Here is a 12,633-nt window from a genome sequence, read left to right as displayed (position 1 = left end):
CTCTTTTCTTGGTTTAAATTACAGAACGCTTTAGAGTAAATTCTTGTTTTTGTTGTTTACGATTTTTGGCAATCAGTAACACCACCACAATTGCCAATAAAAAAGCACAAGCATAGTAGCTATAAAGACTAAGTGCAGGAATGCCTGCATCTAAGAATGAACCCGCGACTAACGGAGAAAGAATTGCACCTGTACGACCAAAACCAATGGCAAAGCCAACTCCTGTAGTACGTACTTCTGCATCATAAATCGTTGGCGACATTGCATATAGGCCAGCCACACAACCGTTAACAAGAACGCCTAAACATAATCCAAAGATCAAAGCAAAAGTTAAAATTGAAACACTATTTACCAGTAATAGAATTGAAATTGCCGTGAGTCCGAGAAATACCGCTTGTACATAATAAACTCGTATTTTGGCACTAATCAGCCCCACTAAAGCCGTACCTACAATTCCACCTGCGCTAAGTAAAATACCGACCGTAACACCTTGCTCAGTCGTCATCCCTGATGAACTTAATATTTTAGGCGTCCAACTCATGACAAAGTAATAACCAAACATCACTAGGAAAAAGCTCAACCATAGACATAACGTTGTAAGCCCAAGTCCATTACTAAACAGTTTAGTAATTCCTTGTTTTGAATTTTCGATAACTATTTCATTTGTTGGTAAATTTGAGAGTTTAGGTAAGTCTAATTTTCTTGCTAATGAATTAATTTTTTCCAAAGCATTCTTCGGTTGTTTAGCTAAAAGATAGTCCAAGGATTCAGGCAAACTAAAATAAGTCACGATTAACATCACAAAGGTCGTAATACCACCTGCTAAAAAGACTGAACGCCAACCAAACTTACTTATCAGCATCACTGCGATTAATCCGCCAATTGTTGCACCAATGGCATAACCCGTTGTTTGCAAACTGACAGCTAGGCTACGCCAGCGATTCGATGCATATTCGCTTGCTAAAACGTTACTACTCGCTAGGATGCCGCCAATACCAAGTCCTGTGATAAAACGTAAAATGCCTAACTGAAGTGCTGACTGAACTAGAGCAGAAAGTATCATGCCAATACCAGAAATCACTAAGCAACATAAAATTAAGGGGCGTCGTCCTTTTTTATCTGCCCAAGGCGCGAGGAAAATTGATCCCATAGCCATACCAACCAAACCTGCACTTAATAATCCCCCGAGTTGAGATCCTGTCAGCCCCCACTCTTTGGATACAGATGCGGCGGTAAAAGCCATCACCATTACATCAAAACCATCTACAATAATTAAAAATACGCATAAAATCACAACAAACCATTGATATGTATTCATTGCTTTATGATTGAGTATTTTCCTCAAGTCTGTTTCCATTGTTACACTCCTTGTGTATATAGTAAAAACAGGAAAAACCTCTATGTACCTGATCCATATACATATACCACGACAATCCCTGTGTCTTCTTACGTGAGTTTTTGTATTTTTTGATAGAGATCAGCTGTTTTGGGGCAACTCATCTCGTTTGAAATTCTGAGAAAAAAAGCTTAATTGTTCAATAAGCGATAGTTTTTTATTGGATGAAGCTTATCTATTTAGGACGCCTACAACAGATTCTTAATTATGCGACGTACACGATTAGCAGCAACATCCACATGAATATCCACCATATTCTGACTCGGAATTTTTAGCATGTTTTGATACTGCTCATTGATGACAACACGATCTTCATCAAAGGTATCTTTCGTCTGTTGAACGACTGTTGCTTTGATTTCTTCCGCTTTTTCAGGGTCACTCGGATTGGTCGCTATCGTCCAGAAATAGTGACAGGTCGTTTCTGTTTCTGGGGTGATGCCATGGAATCCACGCATATGAAATCCTTGGCGATTTGGATCATCAAGCTTATCGGTATTGGCATCCACTGCCCCTGTCCAAATAGTAATGTGCGAAACCTTAAATTCAATTTCTTGCCAACGGTCAACTTTATCTTTAAATGGATATGCCATTTTATAAGTTGGAGGTGGTTCAGAAGCTGGCATATAACGTACAACTTTAACGATGTTACCTTCTTGTTCCACTTTCATTTCTGCATTCATATGTACATTGGCATTCCCGCCAATCGTCTTTAAATGCACATATCCCAAATGGCTTAAATCCATTAAGTTGTCATGAATCAATTGGTAGGGTGCATCGTAGTGATAAACATCACCATCATATACATAACGAGCGTCATCATGGATTGTGTATTCCGGCGGCTCACAATTTGGTGTTGGATGCTCTTCACTGCCATACCAGAACCAAATAATTTTATTCCGTTCTTGAACCGGATAAGCTTTAACTTTGGCTTTATTAGGAATTTTATCTTGACCAGGAATCTCAATGCACTTACCAGTCTCGTTATAAAGTAAGCCATGGTAACCACAACGAATTCCACCATCTTCAATTGTTCCGCACGATAGTGCTAAAGCCCGATGACAGCATCGATCTTCCAAAGCAACAGCTTGACCATTATGATGGCGAAATAAAACTAGATTGGTATTTAAAGTCGTTCTAGCGAGTGGTTTTTCTGTTGAAAGCTCCTTACTTAATGCACACACATACCATTGATTTCTAGGGAAAAGATTAAGCATTTTTATCTCTTCAACGAGATCGATTTTTTTTGAAATTTGATCCATGAGTTCCTCCTAAATATCCATTTGCGTTATAGACGAATAACAAGTTGTTTTGATTTGCCTCTTGAACAACAAGGGGTAAATAATTTATTCGAGTTTTTTTCTTCATCTGTTAAGAACTGATCATGGTGTTCAACTTCTCCATCAATCACCTCCAGTACACAAGTGCCACAAATTCCTTGCTCACAAGAACAATCCACATCCAATTCATTTTCTATAAGAATTTCTAGGGCCGACTTATCGGCAGGAACTAACAAAATTCTTTTGGAATCTGCGAGTACCAATTCAAAGGACTGATCATCGGCGTGATCAACAGAATTACTAAAGTTTTCTTTATGGAATTGCTGTTCTGACCATCCATTTTCTGAAGCAGTGCGGTTAATGTAATCAATAAAGCCTGCTGGTCCACACACATAGATATGATGTTGTGAATGGCTGTGCTTTAAAATTTCTGATAAATCCATTTTAGTTAAGGGCTTGTCATCCATATGCAAAAAACAATGATTTGTAATTGGAGAATCAAGAAGTTGCTTTTGAAAAGCGGCGTGCTCTTGAGTACGAATGCAATAGTGCAATTCAAATGATTTTTTCTGCTGATATAGCTCTAAAGCCATGGATAAAATAGGGGTAATTCCAATACCACCTGCAAATAACATGTAATGTTCTGCGCGTTCGTCCAAAGCAAATAAATTCCTAGGTTCAGAAATTTTAATTTCTTTGCCTACAGTAAATTCAGTATGGACTTGTTCAGAGCCACCTCGAGAATTTTGATCTCTAAGAACTCCAATCATGTACTGGTTTTCAAGCTCAGGAAGTTTAACTAAGGAATATTGGCGGATGATTTCTGAGCTGACATGGACATCAATATGCGCCCCAGCAGCATACGTAGGTAATTGGATATCTTCAGTTGGTTTTAAGAGAAAACTCTTGATACCTAAGGCCTCATCCGCAATGGCCTCAATGCGGCAATTCATCATTTTGCAATCCTTGCATAGTGCATATTGTTGTTAAAATTATCATAAGCTCAAATTAGTTGCATTCGCAACTAATTTTTTCATAATTTCTTTTTTCTTGTTAAAATCATCAAAAATTCAATGCGTTCCTAGTATGAAAATTCAAAAAAAATTAGATTTAGCTCGCTATACACCTGCTCTAGTCACTTTTCTTGTCAATAAAATTTCGACAGGTTCAACTCAGATTTATTCTGAATTGTTTGACATCAGTGTGACGGAATGGCGTATCGTGTCTCTATTGGCTGTAGAACATCCAATTGTTGCTAAACGTGTATCTGAAGTGATTGGGCTTGATAAAGCCACTGTTAGTCGTTCAATTAATCGATTAGAAAAAGAAGGCTACTTATGCTTGAGTACTGATGAAAATGATCGTCGAGCTACTTTTGTTGAGCTTTCGGAAAAAGGAGTAAACTTACATAATCAAGTCATTGATATTGCACTTGATCGTGAACAAGAAATGCTTAAACCGCTATCAAAAGATGAAATAGAACAATTCATACTTATTCTAAATAAATTAAATCAAAATATAGCTGCAATGAATGAGGCATCTAGCCGAAAGTATCTGACAAAATAATAAAAAAAATATATTTATCTTCTTAAAATTACTTTCTCTGTCTATTCCACTAGGAGAGTAAGTTATCAATATAAATAAAATATATTTTAATAACTTGATTTTTTTAATAAAATCGAAAGCCCAGCAACGTGAATTATGATCATAGAGATGCACGTTGCTGACTTTGGGTTCTCATTGCATAACATAAAAAGAAAGGTCTAGATTTTAAGACACCAAATCAAATGGCAGAAAATTTTTACAACTCGGCTGCCTAGAATTTCCCAAGAGAATGTCTCCTGCTATTTCAGCACACATCGTTAATTACGCTTAAATGCTAACCCTCTCATTTTTCAACGAGTTCAGGTTATAATGATGGTCTCCCCAAATATAGTTGATCTATTATGAACGCCTCCAATGACCCTCTACACGGCAAAAAACTTGCTGATATTTTGGATGAGTTATTGGATTATTACGGTGGCTTTGAAGGCTTAAGTCGTAAAATTGAAATTAGATGTTTTTGTATAGATCCAAGTGTTAAGTCATCGTTGCGATTCTTACGTACCACACCATGGGCACGTGAAAAAGTAGAAAGTTTATATTTGTATGTCTTACGCCAAAAAGCCAAACAGAGACTGTAGCTATCAAAGCTATGATTTCAGTGTGCTTTCATGTTTGTTTCAGTTAAATAAGCTTTCTTCGATGTCTTGTTCCATAAACAAAGCTCTTGCCCTGTTTTATTTTTCATATGTGCTTGAGGATATTTTCCTTCAATCAGGAGTGCCGAATATCCAACACGATCATCAAACAGCATGACACTGCTCACTGTCTTGGCATTTTTAAGTTGACTCGCTTTTATACAAACCGCTTTTATTTCCTGATCATGTTTGTTCCATGCCTGCTCAGAACTTGCGAAAGTTACGCTGCTCATCACGACAGAACTTGCCATAAAACCTAAAATAGCAAGATATTTTAATAACATATGATGTTTTAATGCCATAATCATTGTCCTGAAAATTCGAGTGTCTAAATCTATACTGGAACAATCTCATAAGAGAATCTAGCAATTTATACATGTTGTAACAGCACATATTCAGGATTACACATGGTCATCATCTGTATGGCTTGAGCTTGTTTAAATGAAATACAATCCTGTCGATTTAGCATGAAAAATACCTAAAAAGCTTTCTATATCTTTTACGGATAAAGCCTGTAGATTTTCTACTGGCTTTAACGAAAATTTATCGTTTGCTCAGCGCACTGTTGAACTTTAATATTAATTTAAAAATTAGTTAACTCTTTCATATTCCTTAAGCAGTATCGACCAGAATTTATATGATCGATACTGATCGTAATTTAAATATATCTATTTTATTTCTTTTATTTGCTCTAGATTCCAACGATTTGCCCTCTTAAAGGTACCTAAATCGTTAAATCTGACCCCCATATCTCGCATGACTTTGTGTGCAACAGGTGCTGTCATTTGTCGAATATAAAATGGTTCTTTCACTACAAAATGATGAATTGCATGAGTCGACCCAAAGTTAAAACAGAACAATTGGAACGGCATCATCCACCACGGTGTTAATACTTGAGTTTGTTGAATCACATTGCCTAATTCAACATCACCATAATAATGCATGTTGCTTGTCACAAAGTGTAAGCAGAAGGTTCGCAGTACATTTGGTGCAGTCCACACCACAGTCAGAATATTAATAACATGCATAACATTCAGGGTTGTAACAGACCATGCAATCGGCGTATTTACTAAGCTTGAAACTATATCAACTGTATGGAACCCTAAAAAGATATACCAAAGAGACCAATGAATAATTCCAAGTGGAAAATAAGCTAAGAAAGCACGTTTAAAAATAACTTTTTTAACAGTCCAATTATTAGCAGCTATAATGCGTAACAAAACTGCAAAACCATTGTCACCGATGGCAAAGAAACGGCGTATGTTCCAATGCTCACCATTGGTTAACGCTCTTTCTTCTAAATCGACTTCAGTACCTGAGTTTTTATGGTGGTTAAAATGCAGTTCACGGCGTTTCCACGGATTAATTGTACTTGGTCGAGCTAACCATACTAAGCCCATCATAAGATGATGTGCCCATGGTTTTTTTCTAAAGTACATCCAGTGAATGAGGTCGTGTTCTAACTCATGGGTAAGAGATGCAAAAAAAGCAATAATTGGAATTGTGAACCAAGCTGATAGCTGATCATTGATATAGAGTAAAGCAGTAACAATCATTCCGATGAGCGAAACAAATAGAATCATTGCCCCTATTGCATTTTGATGGTTCAAAATGGGGTGACGCTTGCGTAAAGCTACACCTTCTGCTGCGACAACTTTTTTAATATGTTCCGTTTTTTCACTATCGCTCATTGCTGCAGGATTTTTATATATGTAGGTCATCCGTTATTCCTCAGTTTTCTCATGTCCCTACTTTATTTACATCTACTTTTATACGCTTAGCTCGAAACGCCAATCTATTGGCTATGGATGCCAAAATAAAAATATTCAGAACAAACAAAAGTTTTTTTAGTTTTGAATCTTTTATACTGTTAACAGGAATATGAGTCACAAGTTATAGGACATAACATGCCACAGACAGCAACAGCACTGGCTAGCTGGGTTAAAGCGATTCAAAAAGCGCTTGAGAAAGCAAGTGTAGATAGCCAACCTTTATTAAAACAAGCAGGTTTAGATGTTCAGGCCCTAAACGATCCAGATGCGCGTTATTCATTGAAAAACACAGCAAATTTATGGAAATTAGCAGTTCAGTCAACTCAGGATTCGTGCTTTGGCCTTAAAGTTGCTAACCAAGTAAATCAAAATACATTTCATGTGTTGGGCCATTCACTCATTACCAGCACCACACTAAAAGAAATGTTTTTAAGAATTATTCGTTACTTTCGTATAGTGACCGACATTCCTGAACTAGAGTTTTATGGCGAAGCAAAAAATCATTATTTCGTTATTCATGTTCCCGACGAAGTTCAACCCGAATCTATCGATGCTTTTGTCTCTGTATTTATCCGTTCAAGCCGTGCATTACAAGGTTCTTTTTTTTCTCCATTACGCATTGAACTGAGACGCCCAGAACCAAAGGATCTGGAAACTTTTCAGGGTATTTTAAAAGCTCCAATTGTGTTTAATGCACCCAAAGACATGATTGTGTTTGACACGGCAACAATAGAGCAGCCTTTAGATGGTGGGAATCCTACGCTTACTCAAGAATATGATGAAATTATTAATCGTTATCTTGCACGGTTTGATAAAGAAAATATATTGGCTCGTGTGAAAGTAAAATTAATTGAAAAATTATCTACTGGCGACTTTCAACAGCAAGATGTTGCTAAAAGCTTAGGCTTAAGTATACGAAGTCTGCAACGCAAGCTTTCAGCAGAAAATACATCATATAGTGAGTTACTCGACAATACCCGCAACGAACTCGCGTTGTCATATATCAAAAATTCAAGCCATAATATTACAGAAATTGCTTATATTCTTGGCTTTAATGATGTGAGTAGTTTTACACGTGCTTTTCGACGTTGGACAGATTTATCACCACTGCACTATCGAGAAAAGCATCTATCTTGCTTTTAAATTTCCAAAAATTTTTAGATAAAAAAGATGCATTCATATGCATCTTTTTTATCTACGTCTCATTGTTTATTTAACAATTCAAGCATAGACACTGTGGTGATTTTAAGCTCCTTTTTGAATAATGTTCATATCTAATTAACAAGTACTTTTGTTTTAACTAATTCTTTCTTTTCTAATCGATTCAATAATGTTCCGAACAGCGTTGCCATCACATACATCAAGATTGAATATACGGCTGCTGGCATTGCTGCATCTGAACTGGCCATAACAGTTAAAGCAATCGTTAACGCTAAAGTACTATTATGAATTCCTATTTCAAAAGCACAGGCTTTAGCTTGAAAGCTATTAATGCCAAATAAACGAGGCACTAAATATCCAATCGCAAGGCTACAAATACAGAAAAGGGAGGTTGCACCACCTACTAACCCAATGTAGTTCAGAAGTTTTTGGTAATCTTTTGCAATAGCCAGTGAAATAATAAAAAGTAGAAATATGATCGCGAAAACACGAACAGGCTTATTCAACTTCTCTGCCGAATGAGGTGAAAAGTGCCTGATCAACATTCCAACAACGACAGGAACTAAAATAATCACGAATACTTGAATGATTTTAGTAAGCTGGAGCCCTACATTTTGTTCACTTGTCACAAAATGTTGTAAAGCGAAATTAACAATGAGTGGCATTGTAAAAGCAGCAATCACTGAGTTTATTGCTGTTAAAGTAATATTGAGTGCGATATCACCTTTATATAAATAACTATATAGATTTGCCGTTGGGCCACCCGGAGATGCAGCCAATAACATAAGCCCAACTGCAATCATTGCAGGTAAGGTAAAGAGCTTACATATAATGAAAGCGATACTCACCAAAAGCACTAACTGGCAAAATAGTGCAATGAACACAGTCTTAGGGTGTTGTCGAACACGTTTAAAATCATTTAGGGTTAATTCAAGACCCATACCAGCCATAATAATAGCCAAGGCTATGGGCAAGAATAAGGTAATCACCAATGAATCCATTCTTCTCTTCCTTTTCTAATTTTTTGTGTTATTTAAAATTTATAACCAATTTTGAGCCCGTACCCAATCGAGTGATTACTCTCAAATTCACCAACATAAAAATCACTACCCGCCTGTGCTCCAAGTTGGCCTTTAGCATCACCTAACCAAAAATACTTGATACCCCCAGAAATAAAGTATTGTGATGTCGGGCTATATTGAGCGCCAACTCCCAGATTGTAATAACCCTTAGTTGGACCACCTGTCGAGACTTTATCACCTGCACCCGAATCCCATCCTATCGATACAGAACCTAACCATTTAGAAAAAATCTTCTGCCCAACCCCCAAACTTAACGACCATTGATCATCATAATAACGGACCAAATTAAAACCTTTAGGACGGCTTGGTGTTGATAGTACTCCTACAACTTTTGAAATTTCCCCAAAGCGGTAAGGTTGTAAAGCGAGATCACTCCAATTCACCCATCGTAAGCTACCAAATAATAAGGTCCCTTGCTGTAAACCAGTTTGAAACTCTAAATTAACTGAATCTGGAGATTTAAATTCTGTAGTACCTGAATCTTGCGTATTCGCTAATCTCGCAACAATCTGATTTAACGCAGCCTTTTTCTGCTGAGTCATTTGTCCAATAGAAATCATGTAATCTAAATGCTGATCGACTAAATTACGCCCTTGCGGAGTTTTTAACATATCAATCAAAGGGGCATTTTCAGTTGCATTTACTTTATGGGTAATCGCGGAACGATAGGTAAGTGAAACTTTAACGGCCTTTTCAGGAATTTGATAAGCTAATCCAGCTAACCACCCCCAGTCACCTACAGTTTTGGTGTGAAAATTATAACCATTATAAAGACTGAATACATTGCCTCTTAACTCGACCTGACTTTTAAAAGTTTGATAAACCGGCCCAACATAAAGATTCCAGTTTTTATTAGGCTGATATCCAACAATGAAGCTTAAACTCTGAATATCAAATTCTGATTTTGAATTTCCTGTGGGTACCACACTTGAAGTTGCATTTGCGAGTTTTGTAGTAGTAATATCTGGTAACATCACCATATCTAGTGGTGTTGCTACAAAACCTCCCACACTCGAATATTTAGTATCAGCACCAAATGGTTGGTCGTAAAGCAAACCAAATGAATATTGAGGTGCAAGCTGTAACTTTAAAGCAGCCGTTGGGCGATAATCTGTATTGGCTATATCTGAAATAGAATGGCGTGAAGGATTTGTTCCAGATTCCACACCTTTTAATTCAGTATCTGTCACACTCAAACTTGATTCAAAGTAATTATCTGGCTGTAGAAAAGCAGCAACTGATTGACCAGTTTTATCAAATGCCGCAGCATGTAATGAACCTGTGAAAATTGAAGTGATCCCCACTACTAATATTCTATTTCTTTCTGCAAAATTCATTGATCCATCCTGGATTTTTTATTCAGATTTCCCACTTTATGTATATTCGTAATTCTCTGCTTAGCTCCAAACGCCAAATCTTTGACTGAGAGTGCCATATTAAAAATGGTTTTCTATACTTGCCAATAGAAAGTGTAGAGCCGTACCATATCTACCTCTCTACTTGGTAGAAGTGATCATATTTTGAGACTTTTCTTATAGGGTTTGGTTTAGAAGGCAAATTTATATTTCTCTATACCCTCAATTTGTTATAATTATTGAAATTGCGGATAATAATTTAAATTTATTGCGTATTTATGAACAAACTTTTCAATGCCCTGTGTGTTTTGGCAAGCATTAAATTATTTTTAATAAATAAAAAAAAGCTTTTATCAATTGTATATAAACCTTTCCATTCGTCATTTTACTTGTCCTTCGTATAGGTAATACAATTCTGCATCTTCAACATTTCCACCCCAACTATATTTCTCTTCTGCGATCTTTAATAATCCTTTTCTTTCATAGAACTGAAAGTTTGAACTGTTATCAGTGAAAAGAAAAAAGTCTTTAATTTTTTTATCTTGCAGATAATCAATAAAAAGAGAATACAATTTATTGCCTATTCCTAAACCTTGATATCGTTCATCTAAGATAAAAAAATTCAATGACGCAGCAAAGGTTTTACCACTTTCAAGAAGTAATTTTTCATTTAATATCAATGTATCCAGATAATGTTCAAAAACCTTTTCTCTTTTGTCTGAGGTTATTTCCTGTAGAGCTCTATATTTTCTTATTTTCGCATTAGCCTTCTGTCTAATGTTATTTATGATTGATGCAGCAATTACCCCAACAATTTCGTCTTTATCACGAACTACAAAAATGCGCGAGGAACTTATGATCACCTCACCCAAAAAAAATTCTGCCATAGGTCTTACATTCTTTTCAGGCACCCATGAGTTATAATCCCAAGTAGAAACGATCATCTGGTTTATTTTGTCCAAATCACTATCAGTTAATTCATCTACCACTTCATACTCTAAAGAGAAATTACTACTCATTACTCTCACTCATTTAATTTCAATAAAAAATTGATCTTTTAGGGATATACAACATTGCTGGCATCTATGCCAAGTAACTGTGAAGGTCTTACAAGAAGTATAGCCTATCCTGCCAATTACAAGACATCACATGAATTTTCTGCCTAGGTCAGTATGGCAACCGATCTTTCTTTTGTTGACAACGCAACGATGGAAGTACAGTACGTGATTTAGCGTAGTGATCCCTACTTAAATAAATCAATGAAAGTAATTCATTTATGTTAGGCTGATCAGTTTTTCTTAAGAAACAGCTGCTATGACGTATACACGGAAATTTAGGGCAGGAAAGTTTCACTGGTCATTTCTATTGCCTAGATATTGGGGAATATGGATGGCTTTAATTCTTTTAATGATGTTTGCAATTCTTCCATGGGCGATACAGTGGCGGCTTGCAAATATCCTCTCAACATTAGCCTGGAAAGCGCTTAAATCTAGACGCAAAACAACGATTAGGAATCTTGAACTGTGTTTTCCTGAGAAAAGCGACCAAGAAATACAAGCAGATGCAAAACAAGTCTTTTTCAATATGATGTTGGGACTATTTGAAGCATTGAATGCTTGGTATAGTCCTCGTTGGTTCCAAGAAAGGATGCATATTCATGGTTTAGAGCATCTTCAAAATGCTAAAGAAAATGGTGTTCTACTCTTAGGAACTCACACTACTTTATTAGATGCAGGTGGCTATATTTGTGGTCGTTTTTTTGAACTTGATGTTGTCTATCGTCCTCAAAATAATCCTCTCTTAGATATGCTTATTAGTCGATGTAGAGCTACAATTTATCAGAATCAGATTTCTAAAGATGATATGAAAGGATTGATCTCAAGTTTAAAGCATGGGCATGCTATTTGGTATAGTCCAGATCAGGACTTTGGACTTAAACAAGGGGTGATGGCTCCTTTCTTCAATATACAAGCAGCAACAGTAACAGCACATAGACGGTTAATTAAAATTACCAAAGCCGCGGCAATTCCTTTATTTTTTTATCGCACTGGTGACATTCGTAACCCCCAATACCATATTCTACTAGAGCCTGCTTTGCAAAATTTTCCAAGTGCCTGTGAAGTTGAGGATGCAACACGAGTCAATCTTGTGATTGAAAACCAAATAAAAATGTTTCCTACGCAATATATGTGGTTCCATCGTAGATTCAAAACTCGGCCCAAAGGTGAAAAAAGCCTGTATTAATTTTCTAATCTAATAAATCAAAAGATTTAAATTTTATAAGAGAACAAAAAAAGCTCACATAACGTGAGCTTTTTCACTGATCCAAACTAATTAAATGACAGTGTGA

12 protein-coding genes are annotated in these 12,633 nt (G+C 36.4%); 4 read left to right on the top strand and 8 right to left on the bottom strand.

Going from position 1 to position 12,633, the window contains the following annotated elements:
• Positions 1 to 13 precede the first annotated feature (13 nt).
• The 3 genes from WA352_RS06710 to WA352_RS06700 all read right to left on the bottom strand — a co-directional run bounded on the left by WA352_RS06710 (position 14) and on the right by WA352_RS06700 (position 3,629).
• A complete protein-coding gene (locus WA352_RS06710) occupies positions 14 to 1,357 on the bottom strand; it encodes an MFS transporter (RefSeq protein WP_005314033.1) in 1,344 nt (447 codons plus the stop codon).
• Positions 1,358 to 1,584: 227 nt separating this feature from the next.
• Positions 1,585 to 2,655: an aromatic ring-hydroxylating dioxygenase subunit alpha gene (locus tag WA352_RS06705; RefSeq protein ID WP_336141606.1), complete on the bottom strand. Its 1,071-nt coding sequence runs from the start codon at positions 2,653 to 2,655 to the stop codon at positions 1,585 to 1,587.
• Positions 2,656 to 2,681: 26 nt separating this feature from the next.
• Positions 2,682 to 3,629: a PDR/VanB family oxidoreductase gene (locus tag WA352_RS06700; RefSeq protein ID WP_336141605.1), complete on the bottom strand. Its 948-nt coding sequence runs from the start codon at positions 3,627 to 3,629 to the stop codon at positions 2,682 to 2,684.
• A gap of 130 nt (positions 3,630 to 3,759) precedes the next feature.
• Between WA352_RS06700 and WA352_RS06695 the strand changes: the two genes are divergently transcribed.
• Positions 3,760 to 4,239 (top strand): MarR family winged helix-turn-helix transcriptional regulator, encoded by a 480-nt coding sequence (locus tag WA352_RS06695; RefSeq protein ID WP_005314028.1) that lies wholly within the window; start codon positions 3,760 to 3,762, stop codon positions 4,237 to 4,239.
• Between the two features lie 380 nt (positions 4,240 to 4,619).
• The gene (locus tag WA352_RS06690; protein ID WP_005314024.1) at positions 4,620 to 4,856 is read left to right on the top strand and encodes a VF530 family DNA-binding protein; all 237 of its coding nucleotides are present in this window, start codon (positions 4,620 to 4,622) and stop codon (positions 4,854 to 4,856) included.
• Positions 4,857 to 4,873: 17 nt separating this feature from the next.
• On the opposite strand, the gene WA352_RS06685 is transcribed toward WA352_RS06690, so the two are convergent.
• Both WA352_RS06685 and WA352_RS06680 read right to left on the bottom strand, forming a co-directional pair.
• Positions 4,874 to 5,215 (bottom strand): hypothetical protein, encoded by a 342-nt coding sequence (locus WA352_RS06685; RefSeq protein WP_336141601.1) that lies wholly within the window; start codon positions 5,213 to 5,215, stop codon positions 4,874 to 4,876.
• Between the two features lie 366 nt (positions 5,216 to 5,581).
• Entirely contained in the window at positions 5,582 to 6,604 is a 1,023-nt protein-coding gene (locus WA352_RS06680; protein ID WP_336141667.1) for a fatty acid desaturase, read from the bottom strand.
• Between the two features lie 216 nt (positions 6,605 to 6,820).
• On the opposite strand from WA352_RS06680, the gene WA352_RS06675 reads away from it, so the two are divergent.
• Complete coding sequence (locus tag WA352_RS06675) at positions 6,821 to 7,828, top strand: AraC family transcriptional regulator (RefSeq protein ID WP_336141599.1); 1,008 nt, start codon at positions 6,821 to 6,823, stop codon at positions 7,826 to 7,828.
• 131 nt (positions 7,829 to 7,959) lie between these two features.
• Here the strand turns inward: WA352_RS06675 and WA352_RS06670 are convergent, their stop codons facing one another.
• The 3 genes from WA352_RS06670 to WA352_RS06660 all read right to left on the bottom strand — a co-directional run bounded on the left by WA352_RS06670 (position 7,960) and on the right by WA352_RS06660 (position 11,302).
• On the bottom strand, positions 7,960 to 8,847 hold the full coding sequence (locus WA352_RS06670) for a bile acid:sodium symporter family protein (protein WP_336141597.1): 888 nt from the start codon (positions 8,845 to 8,847) through the stop codon (positions 7,960 to 7,962).
• A 32-nt stretch (positions 8,848 to 8,879) separates the two neighbouring features.
• Positions 8,880 to 10,265: an outer membrane protein transport protein gene (locus WA352_RS06665; protein ID WP_336141596.1), complete on the bottom strand. Its 1,386-nt coding sequence runs from the start codon at positions 10,263 to 10,265 to the stop codon at positions 8,880 to 8,882.
• Positions 10,266 to 10,663: 398 nt separating this feature from the next.
• Positions 10,664 to 11,302, bottom strand: a complete 639-nt coding sequence (locus tag WA352_RS06660; RefSeq protein ID WP_336141594.1) for a GNAT family N-acetyltransferase — start codon at positions 11,300 to 11,302, stop codon at positions 10,664 to 10,666.
• Between the two features lie 295 nt (positions 11,303 to 11,597).
• Between WA352_RS06660 and WA352_RS06655 the strand changes: the two genes are divergently transcribed.
• A complete protein-coding gene (locus WA352_RS06655) occupies positions 11,598 to 12,527 on the top strand; it encodes an LpxL/LpxP family acyltransferase (RefSeq protein ID WP_336141593.1) in 930 nt (309 codons plus the stop codon).
• Positions 12,528 to 12,633: the final 106 nt, after the last annotated feature.

It is taken from the genome of Acinetobacter sp. 102 (assembly GCF_037028485.1).
GTDB classification, from domain to species: Bacteria; Pseudomonadota; Gammaproteobacteria; order Pseudomonadales; family Moraxellaceae; genus Acinetobacter; species Acinetobacter higginsii.
This window is presented reverse-complemented; position numbering and strand designations above follow the sequence as displayed.

Bases quoted from the DNA above. Each gene is read 5' to 3' on its own strand.
- WA352_RS06670 (WP_336141597.1), bottom strand. From the start codon at position 8,847: ATGGATTCATTGGTGATTACCTTATTCTTGCCCATAGCCTTGGCTATT.
- WA352_RS06655 (WP_336141593.1), top strand. From the start codon at position 11,598: ATGACGTATACACGGAAATTTAGGGCAGGAAAGTTTCACTGGTCATTT.
- WA352_RS06685 (WP_336141601.1), bottom strand. From the start codon at position 5,215: ATGGCATTAAAACATCATATGTTATTAAAATATCTTGCTATTTTAGGT.
- WA352_RS06675 (WP_336141599.1), top strand. From the start codon at position 6,821: ATGCCACAGACAGCAACAGCACTGGCTAGCTGGGTTAAAGCGATTCAA.
- WA352_RS06665 (WP_336141596.1), bottom strand. From the start codon at position 10,265: ATGAATTTTGCAGAAAGAAATAGAATATTAGTAGTGGGGATCACTTCA.
- WA352_RS06660 (WP_336141594.1), bottom strand. From the start codon at position 11,302: ATGAGTAGTAATTTCTCTTTAGAGTATGAAGTGGTAGATGAATTAACT.
- WA352_RS06680 (WP_336141667.1), bottom strand. From the start codon at position 6,604: ATGAGCGATAGTGAAAAAACGGAACATATTAAAAAAGTTGTCGCAGCA.
- WA352_RS06700 (WP_336141605.1), bottom strand. From the start codon at position 3,629: ATGATGAATTGCCGCATTGAGGCCATTGCGGATGAGGCCTTAGGTATC.
- WA352_RS06695 (WP_005314028.1), top strand. From the start codon at position 3,760: ATGAAAATTCAAAAAAAATTAGATTTAGCTCGCTATACACCTGCTCTA.
- WA352_RS06710 (WP_005314033.1), bottom strand. From the start codon at position 1,357: ATGGAAACAGACTTGAGGAAAATACTCAATCATAAAGCAATGAATACA.
- WA352_RS06690 (WP_005314024.1), top strand. From the start codon at position 4,620: ATGAACGCCTCCAATGACCCTCTACACGGCAAAAAACTTGCTGATATT.
- WA352_RS06705 (WP_336141606.1), bottom strand. From the start codon at position 2,655: ATGGATCAAATTTCAAAAAAAATCGATCTCGTTGAAGAGATAAAAATG.